The sequence below is a fragment of the Mycobacterium sp. NGS45 genome (assembly GCF_059812645.1).
In genome coordinates this window covers 57,192-74,873 of record NZ_JCALDB010000021.1, presented here as the reverse complement: position 1 = coordinate 74,873, position 17,682 = coordinate 57,192, and the positions used below count along the sequence as shown (strand labels likewise).

The window sequence follows — 17,682 nt, the reverse complement described above, 5'->3', positions numbered from 1 at the left end:
GACTTCGGCGACCCGGGTGTAGCGGTCGACTTCCGGCGGGGTCGGCGGGGCCAGCCCGGCCGGGCCCAGGTTGCGCTCGAAGGCCTGCTGCCAGGCGCCGTCGGCGATCATCTTCTCGATGGCGTCGTTGATCTGGCCGCGCAGTTCGACGTCTTCCTTGTGCAGTCCGATGCCGTAGCGCTCTTCGGTGAACGGTTCGCCGGCCAGCTTGAACGCCCCGGGGTACTGCGCGGCGTACCCGGCCAGGATCACCTCGTCGGTGGTCAGCGCGTCCACAATGCCGTTGCGCAGCGCCTCCAGGCAGGCCGAATAGGTGTCGAACTGCTGCAGCTGCACGCCCGGGTACTGCTTCTTGATGTTCTGGGCCGGCGTCGAACCGGTCACCGAACACAGCTTCTTGTTGTTCTCCAGCGACGCCGGGCCGGTGACGTCGGTGTTGTCGGCGCGCACCAGCAGTCCCTGCCCGGTGATCAGGTACGGGCCGGCGAAACCGACCTTGGCCTTGCGGGAGTCGGTGATCGAGTAAGTGGCGACGATGTAGTCGACCTGGCCGTTCTGGATCAGCGTCTCGCGCTGCGCCGACGGAGCCTCTTTCCACTCGATCTGATCCGGGGTGTACCCCAACTCGCCCGCCACGTAGGTGGCGACGTCGACGTCGAACCCGGCCATCGAGCCGTCGGGCAGCTTGGCTGCCAACCCGGGCTGATCGAACTTGGTCCCGATGGTGATCTTGTCGCCGCCGCTACCGCAGGAAGTGAGCAGCAGCGCCACCAGGATGGCCAGCATCGCCGGAACGAGCAGCCGCACGCGTCTAGGCGCCATCAGCATGTTCGTCTGACCCCTAGTGGTTGAGGATCTTGCCGAGGAAGTCCCGGGCCCGTTCCGAACTGGGATTGGAGAAGAATTCGTCCGGCGGTGCGTCCTCGACGATGGCGCCGTCGGCCATGAACACCACCCGGTCGGCGGCCTTCCGGGCGAACCCCATCTCGTGGGTGACCACCAGCATGGTCATGCCGCCCTCGGCCAAACTGGTCATCACCGACAGCACCTCGTTGACCATCTCCGGGTCCAGGGCGCTGGTCGGCTCGTCGAACAGCATCACCTTGGGATTCATCGCCAGGGACCGCGCGATCGCCACCCGCTGCTGCTGGCCGCCGGACAGCTGAGCCGGGTACTTGTCGGCTTGGTTGGCCACGCCGACGCGGTCCAGCAGGGCCATCGCCTCGGCGCGGGCCTCCTTGCCGGACAGCTTGCGCACCTTCACCGGCGCCAGCGCGACATTGTCCAGGATGGTCTTGTGCGCGAACAGGTTGAACGACTGGAACACCATGCCGACCTGTGCGCGCAGCTGCGCCAGGGCGCGACCCTCGGCCGGCAGCGGCACTCCGTCGATGCTGATGGTGCCCGAATCGATGGTTTCCAGCCGGTTGATGGTGCGGCACAGGGTGGACTTCCCCGAGCCGGACGGTCCGAGCACCACGATCACCTGACCGCGTGCCACGTCGAGGTTGATGTCGTTGAGCACATGCAAATCGCCGAAGTATTTGTCCACCGCTTGCATCGAGACCATCGGCACTTCGGGGGCGGCCATGGGCAAGGACCTTACCGACCCGACGGACATTTCGCGTGCGCTCGACTCAGCGTGCCGTCCGCGGAGCGAATTGGGTCCTCCGCAGGCACGTCCGTACCATGGTCGGGTGCACGTCGCATCCGCAACCGGTCTCGCTGCTGACCGGACCTACCAGGTCCGGACCTACGGCTGCCAGATGAACGTGCACGATTCCGAACGGTTGGCCGGGCTGCTGGAGGCCGCCGGCTACCGCCGCGCGCCCGAGGGCGCCGACGCCGACGTCGTGGTGTTCAACACCTGCGCGGTCCGGGAGAACGCCGACAACAAGCTGTACGGCAACCTCAGCCACCTCGCCCCGCGCAAGCAAACCGACCCGAACCTGCAGATCGCGGTCGGCGGCTGCCTGGCCCAGAAGGACCGCGACGCGGTGCTCAAACGCGCCCCCTGGGTCGACGTGGTGTTCGGCACGCACAACATCGGTTCGCTGCCGACGCTGCTGGAACGCGCCCGGCACAACCGGCAGGCGCAGGTCGAGATCGTCGAAGCGCTCGAAGAGTTTCCGTCGGCGCTGCCGGCCGCACGGGAATCGGCCTATGCGGCCTGGGTTTCCATTTCGGTGGGCTGCAACAACACCTGCACGTTCTGCATCGTCCCGGCGCTGCGCGGCAAGGAAGTGGATCGCCGGCCCGGCGACATCCTGGCCGAAGTGCAGTCGCTGGTGGACCAGGGCGTCCTGGAGATCACCCTGCTGGGCCAGAACGTGAACGCCTACGGGGTGTCGTTCGCCGACCCGGACAGCTCGCGGGACCGCGGCGCATTTGCCAAATTGTTGCGCGCCTGCGGGGAAATCGACGGTCTGGAGCGGGTCCGGTTCACCTCGCCGCACCCGGCCGAGTTCACCGACGACGTGATCGAGGCGATGGCCGAAACCCCCAATGTCTGCCCCACCCTGCACATGCCGCTGCAGTCCGGTTCGGACCGACTGCTCAAGGCGATGCGCCGGTCCTACCGCGCTGAGCGGTATCTGGGCATCATCGACCGGGTGCGGGCAGCCATGCCGCACGCGGCGATCACCACCGACATCATCGTCGGCTTCCCGGGCGAGACCGAGGACGACTTCCAAGCCACCCTGGACGTGGTGCGCCGCGCCCGCTTCGCGAGCGCGTTCACCTTCCAGTACTCCAAGCGGCCGGGCACCCCGGCCGCCGAATTGCCCGACCAGCTGCCCAAGCACGTCGTGCAGGAACGCTACGAACGGCTCATCGCGCTGCAGGAGGAGATCTCGCTGTCGGAGAACACCGCACAAATCGGTTGTGACGTCGAACTGCTGGTTGCCACCGGTGAGGGACGCAAGGACAGCGCCACAGCGCGGATGAGCGGCCGGGCCCGCGACGGCCGGCTGGTGCACTTCGCCCCCGGCGCCGCCGACATCCGGCCCGGCGACGTGGTGCGCACCGTGGTGACCGCCGCGGCGCCGCACCATCTGATCGCCGACGGCGCGCTGCTCTCGCATCGTCGTACCCGCGCCGGCGACGCGCACGCCGCCGGTCAGCGGCCGCGCACCGTCGGCCTGGGACTACCCGGGCTGGGCCGGCCGACCGCGCAGCCCGAGCCGGTGGGGTGCAGCCGATGAACACCAACGGATTCGACGAATACCGGGCCGAACTGGAGGCCGCCGAGCGTCGGGTGGCCCGCGAGATCGACCCGGGCGCGCGCGCCGTCGTCGTCGCGGTGCTGGTGTTCCTGCTGTTGGCCTCGTTCTTCCTGCCGCACACCGGCGACGCCCGGGGCGTCGACGTGTTGCTCGGCAACCAAACTGCCCTGGACGTCGGGATTGCGCTGCCGTCGCGGGTGTTCTGTTGGCTGGCAGCGGTTTTCGGCGTCGGATTCTCGATGCTCGCGCTGCTGACCCGACGCTGGGCGGTGGCCTGGGTGGCGCTGGCCGGAACCTGCGTGTCGGCGGCAACCGGCATGTTGGCGGTGTGGACGCGGCAAACCGCGGCCGAAGGCCTGCCCGGTCCCGGAATCGGGCTGGTGATCGGCTGGATCACCGTGATCGTGCTGGCGTTCCACTGGGCGCGGGTGGTGTGGACCCGCACCGCGGTGCAGTTGGCCGCCGAGGAGCAGCGCCGCAACGAAGCCGCGCAACGTCAGACCCAGAGCTTGCTCGACGACCTCGACCGGAGCGCCGAGGCCGACAAGCCCGACAAGCCCGACGAAGGGCCTACCGGCCCCGCCGGCCCGCCGGCTTGAGCGCATCGGCGGCCGCGTCGGCCCACTGACGCCACTGCTCGGCGTTGGCGCGGGCCTCGGCAGCTTCCTTGCTGCGCCCGGCCGCCTCGGCCTTGGCCGCCTGCTTCTCGAACTGCTCGACGCGGGCGGCGAACTGCTCGGCGCGGGCCTGCGCCTGCGGGTCGGTCCACCCGGCGTCAGCGGCCTCGCGAACCTTCTTCTCCACCGCGCGCAACCGGCGCTCCAGATCGGTGCGGTCGCGCGGCACCTTGCCGATGGCGTCCCACTTGTCGGTGATGGCGCGCAGCGCGCTGCGCGCGGCGTCCAGATCCGAGGTGTCGATCTGCTCAGCCTCGGCGAGCAAGGCCTCCTTGGCGGTCGCGTTGGCGGTGAACTCGGCATCGCGTTCCGCGGTGACCGCGTTGCGGGCCCCGAAGAACGCATCCTGAGCGCCCTTGAACCGGCGCCACAGCGCATCGTCGACGTCCTTGGCGGCCCGGCCGGCGGCCTTCCACTCGGTCAGCAAATCGCGGAACGCAGCACTGGTCGGACCCCAGTCGGTGGAATCCACCAGCGCCTCGGCGCGCTCGCAAAGCCGCTCCTTGGCCGCCCGCGCGCCGGCGCGTTCCCGATCCAACTCGGCGAAATGCGAACCGCGGCGCCGATTGAACGTCTCGCGCGCCGCCGAATACCGCTTCCACAGCGCGTCGTCGGTCTTGCGATCCAGACCGGTGATGGTCTTCCACTCGTCGAGGATGGCCCGCAGCCGGTCCCCGGCCGACTTCCAGTGTGTCGCGTTGGCCGCCAGATCCTCGGCCTCGGCGGCCAGCGCCTCCTTGCGCGCGGTCTGGGCGGCCCGGTGCTGCTCGCGCTTGGCCTTGTCCTCGGCGGCCGCGGACTCAGCATGCTCGGCAATCGCGGTCAGCCGCGCGGCCAGCGCGTCGACGTCACCGAGAACCGCGGCGGTCGGCAAGTCCGCCGCCAGATGAGCGGCCGCGGTCTTGATCTTGCGGGCGTCGCCGGCACCGGATTCCAGGCGGTGCTCGAGCAGTGCCACCTCGGTGGACAGGTCGTCGTAGCGGCGGCCGAAGTGCGCGAAGGCGGCTTCGCTGTCGCCGGCCTGCCAGGAACCGATCTGCCGTTCTCCGGCCGAGGACAGCAACCACACCGTGCCGTCGGCGTCGACCCGGCCGAACTTGTGCGGATCGCTGCTCGGAGCCACCGGCGCCACCGGCGGTGCGGCTGCTGGACGCGGACCGGGCCGTGGACCCGGCCGGGGCCCGGGGACCGGTCCGGGCTTGGGCGGAGCGGATGCGTCGCCGTGTGTCGGTTCGTTCGTGGTCATGCAGCCGTACCTACCCTCCGCACGGTATCCCGCGCACTGCCGCGCGACGCGGCGCCGGTCAAGTCCCGTCCGGCACGAAGCGAGCTTCGCCCCGGATGCTTCTAATGTATCCAGGGTATTCAAGCAGCTAGCACCCCAAGCCGTAGTTACGTTCTGGATAAGCGGGTGCCGAAAGCGAGGTGAGAGGCGGCCATGATGGCCCATGCCGACCTCGCCGCACTGCTGGCCCTGGGCGCCGCGCTGTTCATCGGCATCGGCGATGTCATGCATCAGCGCACCGCGCACGCGGTCAGCGATCAGCCGGTCGGGCACCTGTCGTTGTTCCTGACGCTGTTGCGGGACCGTGGCTGGTGGCTGGGCAGCGGGGTGGCTGCCATCGGGTTCGGTTTGCAGGCCGCCGCGCTGGGGTTGGGTTCGGTGCTGCTGGTGCAGTCGCTGCTGGTCACCTCGCTGCTGTTTGCGCTGGTGATCAACGCCCGGGTGACCGGCCGGCAGGTGCGTCGACGGGAATGGATCTGGGCCGCGCTGCTGGCCGCCTCGGTCGCGCTGATCGTGGTGGCCGGCAACCCCACCGCCGGACAGTCCCGCGCCGACGGCGACACCTGGCTGGTGGTGCTGGCCGTGCTCGGCCCGATCGTGCTGGCCTGCCTGATCGGTGCGCGGCGCTGGCCGGGCTCGCCGGCCGCGGTGCTGCTGGCGTTCGTCTCCGGCGCGTTGTGGGGCGTGTTCGCGGTGCTGACCAAGGGCGTGGTCGCCACGCTGGGACACGGCGTAGCCGCGGTGCTCACCGCCCCCGAGCTGTACGCGTGGGCTTTGGTCGCGGTGGCCGCGACAGCCTGGCAACAGTCGGCGTTTCGGGCCGGTGCGCTGACCGCGTCGCTGCCCACCATGACGGTCGCCGAACCGGTGGTCGCCGCGATCTTGGGTGTGGTGGTGTTGGGGGAGACCATGCAGCCCGGCGAGCGCGGTTGGTTCGCGCTGGTGGCCGCGATCGCGGTGATGGTGGTCTCCACCGCGGCCCTGGCGCGCGGCGAAGCCGGCACCGGCGAATCCGAACCGACCGGCGATGCGGTAGCGCCGACGTCGTCCGGATAGCGTTGCCGACGTGCTGACCACTGTCGCGATCGTGCCGTCGGCGCCGGTGCTGGTCCCCGAACTGGCCGGCGCGGCCGCCGCCGAACTGACCGATCTGCACGACGCCGCGCTGGCCGCGGCCGCCACCCTGCCGGCGCACTGGCTGGTCCTCGGGGTCGCCGACGCCGACGTCGAGATCGGTCCCGAGGTGGCCGGTACGTTCGCCGGCTACGGGGTCCACGTGCCGGTGGCGCTCGCGCCCGGCGAGCACCCGGTGGCCGGGCTGCCGCTGGCTGCACTGATCGCCGGCTGGCTGCGCGGCCAGGTCGCTCCCGAGGCGCAGGCCCGGGTGATCTGTGTGGCCGATCCGGGCGGCGCGGCCGGCACCGGAGCGCGGTTGCGCGCCGAACTCGACGCCACCGAGGTTCCGGTCGGTGTGCTGGTGGTCGCCGACGGCGCCCACACCCTGACCCCGTCGGCGCCCGGCGGGCACGATCCCGACGCCGTCGTCGTGCAGCAGGCCCTCGACGACGCGCTGGCCGCCGGGGCGGCCGCCGAGCTCACCGATCTGCCGGCCGGGATCGTCGGCCGGGCCGCGTTCGCGGCGCTGGCCGGGCTGCTGCCGCAACCCCGGCACACCGAACAGCGCTACCGCGGCGCCCCGTTCGGCGTCGGCTACTTCGTGGGCAGTTGGCAGCCGTGAGACCCATTGCGGTGATCGGGCCGACCGGCACCGGAAAGTCGGCACTGGCACTGGATCTGGCCGAACGGCTCGGTGGCGAGATCATCAACGCCGACGCCATGCAGCTCTACCGCGGCATGGACATCGGCACCGCGAAGTTGCCGCCCGAGCAGCGGCGCGGCATCCCGCACCATCAGCTCGACGTGCTCGACGTCGTCGAAACCGCCACGGTCGCGCGCTACCAGAGTGCTGCGGCCGCCGACGTCGAAGCCATCGCGGGGCGCGGTGCGGTGCCGGTGATCGTGGGCGGCTCGATGCTCTATGTGCAGTCCCTGCTCGATGACTGGTCCTTCCCGGCGACCGATCCGACGGTCCGGGCCCGCTACGAGGCCCGGCTGGCCGAGATCGGGGTCGCGGCGCTGCACACCGAGCTGGCCCGGGTGGACCCGGAGGCGGCGGCCTCGATCCTCGCCACCGACGGTCGGCGCATCGTGCGGGCGCTGGAAGTCGTCGAACTGACCGGTCAGCCGTTCGCGGCGTCGGCCCCGCGGATCGGCGCGCCGCGCTGGGACACCGCGATCATCGGGGTGGATCGGCAGACCGAGCCGTTGGACCAGCGACTGCTGCTGCGCACCGAGCAGATGTTCGCCGACGGTCTGGTCGACGAGGTACGCGCGCTGACCACGGTCGGGTTGCGCGACGGCGTCACCGCGGCCCGTGCCCTGGGCTACGCGCAGGTGCTGGCCGACTTCGACGCCGGCGGCGACGGTTCGGGTGCGCTGGAGCCCACCTTCGTCGGGACCCGGCGCTATGTGCGCCGGCAGCGGTCCTGGTTTCGGCGGGATCACCGGGTGACCTGGCTGGACGGCGCTGCACAGGATCTGGTCGAGCAGGCAGTGCGGCGCTGGCGACACGTATCCTGATCAGGTGAAGTTCGCGAAGGGACACGGCACGCAGAACGACTTCGTCGTGCTGCTCGACGAGCCTGCCGCGCTGGATCTGACCGGCCCGGCGGTGCCCGCGCTGTGTGATCGCCGGCGTGGTCTGGGAGCCGACGGTGTGCTGCGGGTGAGCACGGCCGGTGCACTCCGCGACGCCGGTGTGCTCGATGCGCTGCCCGAAGGCGTCAGCGCGTCGGACTGGTTCATGGACTACCGCAACGCCGACGGTTCGATCGCCGAGATGTGCGGCAACGGGGTGCGGGTGTTCGCGCACTATCTGAGTGCTGCGGGCCTGGTGTCGGGTGCGGAGTTCGTGGTGGGCACGCGCGCTGGCGCGCGCCCGGTGGTGATCGAGTCGGTGGATCCGGTCGACGCCGTGGTCACCGTCGACATGGGCAAGGCCAACGTCACCGGGGCCAGCGAGGCCGTGGTCGGCGGCCGGCAGTTCGCCGGGCTCGCGATCGACGTCGGCAACCCGCATCTGGCCTGCATCGACGCCACCCTGACCGAGGCCGAGTTGGCGGACTTGGATGTGGCCGCACCGGTGGCGTTCGACCCCGCGGTCTTCCCGCACGGGGTCAACGTCGAGGTGGCCACCGCACCGACCGACGGCGTGGTGCACATGCGGGTACACGAACGCGGTGTGGGTGAGACCCGATCCTGCGGCACCGGGGTCGTGGCCACCGCGGTGGCTGCGCTGCGGCACGGCGACGCCGAAACCGGCGCCGTCGCGGTTGCGGTGCCCGGTGGCCGGTTGCGGGTCTCGATCACCGCGGCGACCAGCTATCTCAGTGGACCGTCGGTGCTGCTGGCGCACGGCGAATTGGCTGCCGACTGGTGGCGGGCGCAGGCTTGAAAATCATTCGCGCAACCCGGGACCGATGTGACAACATCGGGCACTGCTGATGACCGAACCCTCCTTCCTCGACCCGACCGCCGGCGAACTGGCGCTCGAAGACCGCGCGGCACTGCGCCGCGTGGTCGGCCTGTCCACCGAACTCGAAGACATCTCCGAGGTCGAATACCGTCAGCTGCGTCTGGAACGTGTTGTGCTGGTTGGTGTTTGGACCGAGGGGACGGCTGCTGAGGTCGAAGCCAGCATGGCCGAGTTGGCCGCGCTGGCCGAAACCGCCGGCTCCGAGGTGCTCGAGGGCCTGATCCAGCGCCGCGACAAGCCCGACCCCTCGACCTACATCGGCTCCGGTAAGGCCGCCGAACTACGCGAAGTGGTCATCGCGACCGGCGCGGACACCGTGATCTGCGACGGTGAGCTGTCGCCGGCGCAGTTGACCGCGCTGGAGAAGGCCGTGAAGGTCAAGGTGATCGACCGCACCGCGCTGATCCTGGACATCTTCGCCCAGCACGCCACCAGCCGGGAGGGCAAGGCGCAGGTGTCGCTGGCGCAGATGGAATACATGCTGCCCCGGCTGCGCGGCTGGGGTGAGTCGATGTCCCGGCAGGCCGGCGGTCGCGCCGGCGGCGCCGGTGGCGGTGTGGGCACCCGCGGTCCCGGTGAGACCAAGATCGAAACCGATCGGCGCCGAATCCGGGAGCGGATGGCCAAGCTGCGCCGTGAGATCAAGGAAATGAAGAAGATCCGCGACACCCAACGCAGCGGGCGGGCCCGCAGCGAGGTGCCGTCGGTGGCCATCGTCGGCTACACCAACGCCGGCAAGTCCAGTTTGCTCAACGCGCTCACCGGCGCCGGTGTGCTGGTCGAGGATGCGCTGTTCGCCACCCTCGAACCCACAACGCGCCGTGGGCAATTCGACGACGGCCGGCCGTTCGTGCTGACCGATACCGTGGGGTTTGTCCGGCACCTGCCCACCCAGCTGGTGGAGGCGTTCCAGTCCACGCTCGAGGAAGTGATCGACGCCGACCTGCTGGTGCACGTGGTGGACGGGTCCGACGTGGACCCGATGGGTCAGATCAACGCGGTGCGGGCCGTGGTGGGTGACGTGCTCGCCGACCACGACGTCAAGCCCGCACCGGAACTGTTGGTGGTCAACAAGATCGACGTGGCCGACGAGTTGGCGTTGGCCACGCTGCGGCGCGCACTGCCGGAAGCGGTGTTCGTCTCGGCGCACACCGGGGCGGGGCTGGATCAGCTGCGCACCCGGATGGGGGAGTTGGTCGAGCCCACCGACGTCGCCGTCGACGTGACCATTCCCTACGATCGCGGCGACCTGGTGGCCCGGGTGCACGACGTCGGCCGGTCGGTGCAAACCGAACACACCGAGGGCGGAACCCGGATCCGGGCCCAGGTGCCGGTGGCGCTCGCAGCCGGTCTTCGCGGGTTCACCAATTAGGTTTCGGGTACCCAAACTTTCATTGTCCTGAGCCCAAACTTATTGTGGGCGAACCGTTTTCGTCGGGTAGGTGTTGCCACCTTGCGATGAGTGTGGTTATGCTGGCCTCATCGAAGGGGAGTAGCCCCCAATCGGACAGTCGACATACTGGCCAGCCTGACGCAAGTCAGAACGGCCCGGCTGCTCGAACCGGATCGCAGATCCGGTGGGCGAGACTTTCGGCCAGACGACCATGTGGTTGTCGGCCGGAGGCATGGATTTTCACCCCCGGTCACAGCCACCGACGAGGAGAAGTGGCTTGTTCTCTGCCTTGCTGCTGAGCTTTGCCGTGATCTTCATCGCCGAACTGGGCGACAAGACCCAACTGGTCGCGATGATGTTCGCACTGCGCTACCGCTGGTGGGTGGTGCTGTCGGCGATCACGACGGCCACCATCGCGGTGCATCTGCTGTCGGTCGCGATCGGCCACTATCTGGGGTCCGCGCTGCCCACCCACCTGATCGGCCTGCTGGCCGGCGTCATGTTCATCGTGTTCGGGTTGTGGACCCTGCGCGGCGACAGCCTCACCGAAGGGGAGACGAGCCGGGCGCAGAAGGCCACCGCCCCGGCGTTCTTCGTGGTCACCTCGGCGTTCGTGCTGGCCGAGCTCGGTGACAAGACCATGCTGGCCACCGTCACGCTGGCCACCGACAACAACTGGTTCCCGGTCTGGGTCGGCTCCACCGTGGGCATGGTCGCAGCCGACGCGCTGGCCATCCTGGTCGGAGTGGTGGCCGGCAAGCATCTGCCGGAACGGATGATCCAGCTGGTCGCGGCCGCATTGTTCCTGGCCTTCGGTGTCTACATGCTGGTCAATGCCGGTTTCCCGAACGTGTCGGTACTGGTGCCGGGGCTCAGCGCGCTGGCCGCGGTGGCGGCCTTCGGTGTGCTGCTGTGGGCGCTGCCCGAGCGGCTGCGCCCCGCGGTGCTGCGTGCGCCGGCCGAGCCCGAGCCGGCCGATGACGAGCCCGCCGAGGCCGTCGATGCCGTCGATGCACGCGAGGTGGCCCAGCGCGGCGCACGCTGATCACCTGGTGGGTGATCGGCGGCCTACGCGGCCGGCTGCGCGGCTTCGGGCTGGTGGCTGGACCGTGCGGCGGGGCCACCGCGCAGCGTCCTCTTGACCTGCTTGACCACGTCCCGCAGTGGTGTGGGGCCGGCGCCGATCGGCCCGCGCAGTGCGGGCCGATCGACCTTGCTGTTCCGCCTCGATTCGGCATCCTCGGCCGCACCATCCTCGGCGACCTGCGAAGCCAGCGGGTTGTCCCGGACCACGTTGAGCTGCGGCTTCTTGGGACGTTCGAGCTTGGGCAATTCCAGCTTCGGTAGGTCCGGCAACTCCAGCTTGGGCAGCTTGGGCAGTTCAGGCTTGGGCAGCGCCGATGATTTGGGCAGCGCCAGCTTGGCGTTCGACACCAGTGCCGTGGCCGGCAGCTCTTCCTTGGTCAGCTCGTCTTCGGCCGGTGCCTCCGAAGCGCGTAGCGCGGTTGCGTCCTCGTCGGTCACCGCGACCGTGATCGGGCCGTCGGTGCCCGGCAGGTCGGGGATGGTGTGCGTGGGCGACTCGATGGTCTGCCGGGCCGCGTCGATGCCCTCCGGGATGTCCTGGATCAGATCGTTCACCAGGGTGATCGGGTTGACCCGCGGGATCAGGGCGAACGGCGACGGGGCACCGTAGTCGGCGCGGTCGTAGCCGGTCTCGATCAGCGTCTGGGTGATCGGCTGCAGCAGTGCCACCAGCGGGTTGATCAGTGCGCTGGTGCCGGTGGCGTTCCCGAGGTCGATGAACGGTTGCATGATCGGCAGTGACCGAGCCGGCAGGGTGACGTAGATGGTGTCGCCATGGCGCTGGCAGTTCGGGCCGGTGGGATCATCCACGCAGCCGGACACCATGTCTTCGATCTGGTCCGGCGTGTAGCCGTAGGCGGGCGCGCCCTCTCGGCCGTTTCCTTCCAGGTAGGTGCCGTGCACGTACCAGAACCCGGCGATCGCGTTCAGGTCGGCCAGCAGGTTGATCGGGTACTTCGGGAAGTCGGCGACGCCGTCGTACTGGAACGCCGAATCGGTGGTGTTGATCACGAACTCGCCGGGCCCGGCCGGCGGCGTTGTGTTCGTCGGCGTCGGGTTGCCGAATGTGGCGTCCAGGATCGGCACGGTGCCCAGCCAGGCCAGCCGCTCGAACAACCCGCCGTTGGGCCGGTTCGGGTTACCGATCAGCACGAACGAGACATTGTCCGGGATCAGCCCGCTCGGAGAGGCTGCGGCCAGCTGGGCTTTCACGATGCTGGTCACCGTGGCGCCCTGCGAGTAGCCGAAGATCGCCACCGAATCGTCGTTCTTGTGCTCGCCGTACAGTCTGTTGAGCTCGCCGACGCCGCTGGCCACCGACACGTTCCACTTGGCGCCCTCGAGACCGCCCCAGCCTTCGAACGGGAACGGCCAGAACTGCGCGATGTAGGGCACCGGGACAGGGCAGGGGACAACGTCGTAGGCGCAGCTCGAGCCGGACGGTTCGACGAAGTAATCCAAGGCGTTCTGCATGTAAGGCTCGTCGGGATTCGGGGTACCGGTCCCCGGCACCACCAACACGGTCCCGTCCGTCGCCAACTTCACCGCGGCCTGCACCGTCGTCGTGACCGCCAGCAGCAACACGCTGAACGCCGCGAAGATCGCGATGATCAGTGACGTCACCAGAGGCTGTGTCCGCAACCGCATGATTCCCCCTGCATCGGTCCGATTGACTCGCCGCCGCGATCCTCGCAGGCTGTTACCAAGATCACACCGAATTCGGCGAATCGGCTGGTCGCTCCGCAGCTGAGCACGCGGCCTCGGGGGCCAAAATTGAAATCAGATTCTCATTCCCAGTAGGGTCGCGTTCGGACTCGAACGGAAGGGATTGACCCATGGGTTTACGCGGTGAAGCCGCGATCGTCGGTTTCCACGAACTGCCGTGTGAGCGCATGCCCACCGGCGCGCCCGAGTTCACCATCGAGCAGTGGGCGCGGCTGGCGGCCGCTGCGGTGGCCGACGCCGGATTACGCGCCGATCAGGTCGACGGTCTGGTCACCACCGGGGTGTTCGAATCCGAACTGTTCGTGCCCTCGACGGTGGTGGAGTACCTCGGCTTACCCGTCAACTTCGCCGAGTACGTCGACCTGGGCGGCGCCAGCGCGGCCGCCATGGTCTGGCGCGCCGCCGCCGCGATCGAACTCGGGATCTGCCAAGCCGTGCTCTGTGCGATCCCGGCCATCTATCTGACCCCGATGCACGAGAAACGGCCGCCCAGCTTCGGCGACGCGGTGGAGTTCGGTGCATCGAGCTTCCGGTACGGCTCCCCGCAGGCCGAGTTCGAGATTCCCTACGGTTACCTCGGCCAGAACGGCCCGTATGCGCAGGTGGCCCAGATGTATGGCGCCGCATACGGATACGACGAGACCGCGATGGCCAAGATCGTCGTCGACCAGCGGGTCAACGCCAACCACACGCCCGGCGCGGTGTTCGCCGACAAACCGATCACGGTCGAGGATGTGCTGGCCAGCCCGGTCATCGCCGCACCGCTGCACATGCTGGAAATCGTGATGCCGTGCATGGGCGGCTCGGCCGTGCTGGTGACCAACGAGACGCTGGCCCGAAAGTCCCGCAACCGTCCGGTGTGGATCAAGGGCTTCGGCGAACGCGTGCCGTACAAATCACCCATCTACGCCGAGAATCCGCTGCAGACCCCGATGCTCGAGATCGCTCCGCGCGCCTTCGACATGGCCGGACTGACGCCGTCCGAGGTGGACATGGTGTCGATCTACGACTGCTACACCATCACCGCGCTGCTCACCCTGGAGGACGCCGGGTTCTGCGAGAAGGGCAAGGGCATGCAGTTCGTCACCGACCATGACCTCACCTTCCGCGGTGACTTCCCGATGAACACCGCCGGCGGCCAACTCGGCTACGGCCAGCCCGGCAACGCCGGCGGTATGCACCACATCTGTGACGCCACCCGGCAACTGATGGGCCGAGCCGGCGAAACCCAAGTCGCCGACTGCAACCGCGCGTTCGTCTCCGGCAACGGTGGCGTACTCAGCGAACAAGAAGCCCTGATCCTGGTAGGGGACTGAGATGACGACACGACCGATGCCGCTGCCCACCCCGACATCCCAGCCGTACTGGGATGGCTTGGCGCGCCACGAAATCTGGGTGCAGTATTCGCCCTCCCTCGGGCGTCATGTGTTCTATCCGCGGGTGCTGGCCCCGGGCACCCTGGCCGACGATCTGCAGTGGCGGCAGATCTCCGGGCGCGGCACGCTGGTCAGCTTCACCGTCGCGCATCGTCCGGTTGCGCCGCAGTTCGCCGACCAGGTACCGCAGTTGTTGGCCGTGGTGGCCTGGGAGGAAGGCCCGCGCCTGGCCACCGAGCTGGTCAACGTCGACCCGGCCGAGCTGGAAATCGGTATGCCGGTCTCGCCGGTGTTCGTCGACTGTCCAGGCGACGGTGTGACGCTGCTGAAGTACGAACCGAGTCGATGAGGGGAGTCGCGCCGTGCCGGTAGGGCTGACCGACGAACAGCTGCAGCTGACCGAGGCGATGGCAGCCTTCGCGGCACGTAACGCCCCGCTGGACAAGACCCGCGCCCAGTTCGAGTCGGTGGCCGCCGGTGACCGCCCGATGTTCTGGGAATCGTTGGTGGCCCAGGGTTTTCACGCCGTACACCTCGGTGAGGCGGTCGGCGGCCAAGGCGGCGAGCTGGTCGATGCGGCATGCGTGGTCGACGCGGCCGGCTACGCGCTGCTGCCCGGACCGCTGGTCCCGACGGTCATCGCCGGTGCGGTCGCGGCCAGCGCCGGGCCCGGCGCGGCGACCACCCGGTTGCTCCACGACATCGCTGCCGGATGCACGGCTACCGTGGTGTCGTCGGAAGCCGGGCAGTTGACCGCCACTCCGCACGATGGTGGCTGGGTGCTGAGCGGGCAGGTCGGACCGGATCTCGGTCTGTGTTCGGCGCAGCGCATCGTCATCAGCGCGATCACCCCGGATGCAACGACGTCGTGGTTCGTCCTCGACAGCGCCGATGGTGCGCTCGAAATCACCGCCGAGCGGGCCACCGACTTGACCCGTGACGTCGGAACACTGACTGTCACAAACCATCTGGCGAGTTCTGCCGATCTGCTGTCCGGGATCGACGAGCGCGGCGTGCAGGACCGGATCACCGCGGTGCTGGCCTGCGAGGCAGCCGGAATCGCGCGATGGTGCACCGATAACGTGGTGGCGCACCTGAAGGTCCGCGAACAGTTCGGTCAACCCATCGGCGCCTTCCAAGCGTTGCAGCACAAGGCCGCCCGGCTCTACGTGCAGTCTGAGTTGATCGCCGCAGCAGCCTGGGACGCGGTACGCGCAATCGGCCAGGACGCCCAGCAGCAGCGGCTGGCCGCGGCCGGCGCGGCGATCGTCGCGCTGGCGGCCCTGCCCGATCTGGCGTTCGACGCGCTGACCATGTTCGGTGCGATCGGCTACACCTGGGAACACGATCTGCACCTGTACTGGCGCCGCGCGATCAGCTTGGCCGCAGCCGCGCGGCCGGCCGACAGGTGGGCAGCCGAACTGGGTGACCCGGCGGGACCGAGTCGCGACTTCAGCATCGAGTTGCCCGACACCGATCTCGAATTCCGCCGGCAGGTCGCCGAAACCCTGGACCGGGCAGCAACTTTGACCAACGACACGCCCGGCCGGCAAAGCCCGTACTACGAGAACCTGTACAGCGGCGCCCAGCGCGATGTGCTGGCCGACGCCGGTTTGTTGGCCGCGCAGCTACCGGCGCCGTGGGGCTTGGACGCGACCCCGGTGCAGCAACTGATCATCACCGAGGAATTTGACCGCCGCCCGCAGGTGGTCCGGTCCTCGCTCGGTATCGCGGAGTGGATCCTGCCCACCATCCTGATGTTCGGTACGGATGAGCAGAAAGCCCAGTTCGCCGCACCGATCCTGCGTGGCACCGTGGCGTGGTGCCAGCTGTTTTCCGAGCCGGGTGCAGGTTCGGATCTGGCTGCACTGTCCACTCGGGCCACCAAGGTGCCCGGTGGGTGGCGGATCAACGGTCAGAAGGTGTGGACCTCGTCGGCTCATCGGGCGGACTGGGGCGCGCTGCTGGCCCGTACCGACCCCGACGCCCCGAAACACAAGGGCATCAGCTATTTCCTACTCGACATGAGCACGCCGGGGATCACCATCCGGCCGCTACGTACCGCGACCGGCGACGCGCACTTCAACGAGGTGTTCTTCGACGACGTCTTCGTGCCGGACGACATGCTGGTCGGCCAGCCCGGTCAGGGCTGGGCAGCCGCGCTGGCCACCATGGCCAATGAACGCGCCGCGATCAGCGGCTATCTCAAGGACGACCGCGAAGCGGTACTGCGCACCCTGGCCCAGCAGTCCCGGCCGGATCGCGCCGGCGTCGTGCGTGCACTCGGCGAGGTCCGGGCCGGCGTAAACGCGATCGCCGCACTGGGGCTGCGCGACACCCTGAGCCGACTGGCCGGACATGGGCCCGGCCCGGCGACCAGCATCGCCAAGGTGGCCACCGGTCAGGTGCTGCGCCAGATCGGCAGCTACGCACTGCGGTTCGGCGGGCGCTCGGCGCTGGTTCAGCAGATCGGCGGCAGCGCGCAGGGTTACACCCTGGCCCAGGCCAACGACACGCCGGTCGAATACACCCTGGCGTTGCCGTCGGAATTGATCGGCGGCGGAACGCTGGAAATCCAGCTGAACATCATCGCGACGATGATCCTGGGATTGCCGCGGCGATGACGCGCGGCGGGCAGGGCGTGGCCCCGGCAACCGAGTTGCCGGGCTACAAGCAGGCGCGCCGTTCGCAGATCATCCGGGCCGCCGTGGCGGCGCTGCAGCAGCATGACTACGAGCAGATCCAGATGCGCGACATCGCCGATCAGGCCGGCGTCGCGCTCGGGACGCTGTACCGCTACTTCAGTTCCAAGGAGCACCTCTATGCCGCGGTGCTGGCGCACTGGGCGCAACCGGTCTTCGTCGTCGAGCACGCCGATCCGCGTCCGGCGCAACGTCGGGTCCGCAGCAAGGTGCGGGTGATCATCGAGAGCTTCGAGCGCTGGCCGGGCTTCTTCAAGGTCTGTCAGCTGCTGCAGAACTCGCTGGATCCCAACGTCCAGCAGATCATGGCGCAGTTCGCCGAGGACGCCGGCCGCACCCTGGCCGAGGACTTCGCGGCGTTGGGCGCCGACGACGCCGCCGACGTCGCGGCCATGCTCTGGGGGATCATCAACACCGTCTTGTCGGCCGCGATCGTGCGCGGCGGCCCGATGGCCGACGCCTACCGGATCGCGGACAAGTTCGTGGACCTGCTGACCCCGCGGCTGCCGGCCGAGCAGCGCGGCTGACCACGGCCCCGGCAGCGTTTCGTTTCTCGACCAACCGGGTGGTTGGTATATCGTGGCGGTTGATTTGATCAAAGCTGCCGGAGGTCACCCGT

General features: G+C 69.0%; 15 protein-coding genes and 1 pseudogene. 12 read left to right on the top strand and 4 right to left on the bottom strand.

Going from position 1 to position 17,682, the window contains the following annotated elements; translation table 11 throughout:
• Nucleotides 1–21 precede the first annotated feature (21 nt).
• Nucleotides 22–786 (bottom strand): annotated as a pseudogene (locus tag AC5Y3P_RS18145) (glutamate ABC transporter substrate-binding protein); the annotation flags it as partial.
• Between the two features lie 55 nt (nucleotides 787–841).
• Entirely contained in the window at nucleotides 842–1,570 is a 729-nt protein-coding gene (locus tag AC5Y3P_RS18140; protein ID WP_500047338.1) for an amino acid ABC transporter ATP-binding protein, read from the bottom strand.
• A 127-nt stretch (nucleotides 1,571–1,697) separates the two neighbouring features.
• On the opposite strand from AC5Y3P_RS18140, the gene miaB reads away from it, so the two are divergent.
• A complete protein-coding gene (miaB, locus tag AC5Y3P_RS18135) occupies nucleotides 1,698–3,203 on the top strand; it encodes a tRNA (N6-isopentenyl adenosine(37)-C2)-methylthiotransferase MiaB (protein ID WP_500047313.1) in 1,506 nt (501 codons plus the stop codon).
• On the top strand, nucleotides 3,200–3,823 hold the full coding sequence (locus AC5Y3P_RS18130) for an Rv2732c family membrane protein (RefSeq protein ID WP_500047312.1): 624 nt from the start codon (nucleotides 3,200–3,202) through the stop codon (nucleotides 3,821–3,823). Before miaB ends, AC5Y3P_RS18130 begins: the two co-directional genes overlap by 4 nt.
• Here the strand turns inward: AC5Y3P_RS18130 and AC5Y3P_RS18125 are convergent.
• Nucleotides 3,795–5,147, bottom strand: coding sequence for a DUF349 domain-containing protein (locus AC5Y3P_RS18125; protein WP_500047311.1), 1,353 nt, complete (start codon nucleotides 5,145–5,147; stop codon nucleotides 3,795–3,797). The two genes, AC5Y3P_RS18130 and AC5Y3P_RS18125, sit on opposite strands and share 29 nt — an antisense overlap.
• 195 nt (nucleotides 5,148–5,342) lie before the next feature.
• On the opposite strand from AC5Y3P_RS18125, the gene AC5Y3P_RS18120 reads away from it, so the two are divergent.
• From AC5Y3P_RS18120 to AC5Y3P_RS18095, 6 genes are all read left to right on the top strand, one after another.
• Nucleotides 5,343–6,242, top strand: coding sequence for a DMT family transporter (locus AC5Y3P_RS18120; protein WP_500047337.1), 900 nt, complete (start codon nucleotides 5,343–5,345; stop codon nucleotides 6,240–6,242).
• Between the two features lie 10 nt (nucleotides 6,243–6,252).
• Nucleotides 6,253–6,924 carry a class III extradiol ring-cleavage dioxygenase family protein gene (locus AC5Y3P_RS18115; RefSeq protein WP_500047310.1) on the top strand — a complete coding sequence of 224 codons (672 nt, stop codon included), beginning with the start codon at nucleotides 6,253–6,255 and terminating at the stop codon, nucleotides 6,922–6,924.
• Nucleotides 6,921–7,826 carry a tRNA (adenosine(37)-N6)-dimethylallyltransferase MiaA gene (gene miaA / locus AC5Y3P_RS18110; RefSeq protein WP_500047309.1) on the top strand — a complete coding sequence of 302 codons (906 nt, stop codon included), beginning with the start codon at nucleotides 6,921–6,923 and terminating at the stop codon, nucleotides 7,824–7,826. The genes AC5Y3P_RS18115 and miaA overlap by 4 nt, the downstream gene beginning before the upstream one ends.
• A 4-nt stretch (nucleotides 7,827–7,830) precedes the next feature.
• The gene (dapF, locus tag AC5Y3P_RS18105) at nucleotides 7,831–8,700 is read left to right on the top strand and encodes a diaminopimelate epimerase (RefSeq protein WP_500047308.1); all 870 of its coding nucleotides are present in this window, start codon (nucleotides 7,831–7,833) and stop codon (nucleotides 8,698–8,700) included.
• Between the two features lie 49 nt (nucleotides 8,701–8,749).
• On the top strand, nucleotides 8,750–10,153 hold the full coding sequence (hflX, locus tag AC5Y3P_RS18100; protein ID WP_500047307.1) for a GTPase HflX: 1,404 nt from the start codon (nucleotides 8,750–8,752) through the stop codon (nucleotides 10,151–10,153).
• 298 nt (nucleotides 10,154–10,451) lie between these two features.
• Nucleotides 10,452–11,219, top strand: coding sequence for a TMEM165/GDT1 family protein (locus tag AC5Y3P_RS18095; protein ID WP_500047306.1), 768 nt, complete (start codon nucleotides 10,452–10,454; stop codon nucleotides 11,217–11,219).
• Nucleotides 11,220–11,242: 23 nt separating this feature from the next.
• Here the strand turns inward: AC5Y3P_RS18095 and AC5Y3P_RS18090 are convergent, their stop codons facing one another.
• Nucleotides 11,243–12,883, bottom strand: a complete 1,641-nt coding sequence (locus AC5Y3P_RS18090; RefSeq protein WP_500047305.1) for a PE-PPE domain-containing protein — start codon at nucleotides 12,881–12,883, stop codon at nucleotides 11,243–11,245.
• A 212-nt stretch (nucleotides 12,884–13,095) separates the two neighbouring features.
• Here AC5Y3P_RS18090 and AC5Y3P_RS18085 point away from each other — a divergent pair, with 212 nt between their 5' ends.
• The 4 genes from AC5Y3P_RS18085 to AC5Y3P_RS18070 are packed head-to-tail and all read left to right on the top strand — an operon-like array spanning nucleotide 13,096 to nucleotide 17,590.
• On the top strand, nucleotides 13,096–14,301 hold the full coding sequence (locus AC5Y3P_RS18085) for a thiolase family protein (RefSeq protein WP_500047304.1): 1,206 nt from the start codon (nucleotides 13,096–13,098) through the stop codon (nucleotides 14,299–14,301).
• Between the two features lies 1 nt (nucleotide 14,302).
• Nucleotides 14,303–14,710, top strand: coding sequence for a Zn-ribbon domain-containing OB-fold protein (locus AC5Y3P_RS18080; RefSeq protein WP_500047303.1), 408 nt, complete (start codon nucleotides 14,303–14,305; stop codon nucleotides 14,708–14,710).
• Between the two features lie 13 nt (nucleotides 14,711–14,723).
• Nucleotides 14,724–16,985: an acyl-CoA dehydrogenase family protein gene (locus AC5Y3P_RS18075; RefSeq protein WP_500047302.1), complete on the top strand. Its 2,262-nt coding sequence runs from the start codon at nucleotides 14,724–14,726 to the stop codon at nucleotides 16,983–16,985.
• Nucleotides 16,982–17,590, top strand: a complete 609-nt coding sequence (locus tag AC5Y3P_RS18070) for a TetR/AcrR family transcriptional regulator (protein WP_500047301.1) — start codon at nucleotides 16,982–16,984, stop codon at nucleotides 17,588–17,590. Before AC5Y3P_RS18075 ends, AC5Y3P_RS18070 begins: the two co-directional genes overlap by 4 nt.
• Nucleotides 17,591–17,682: the final 92 nt, after the last annotated feature.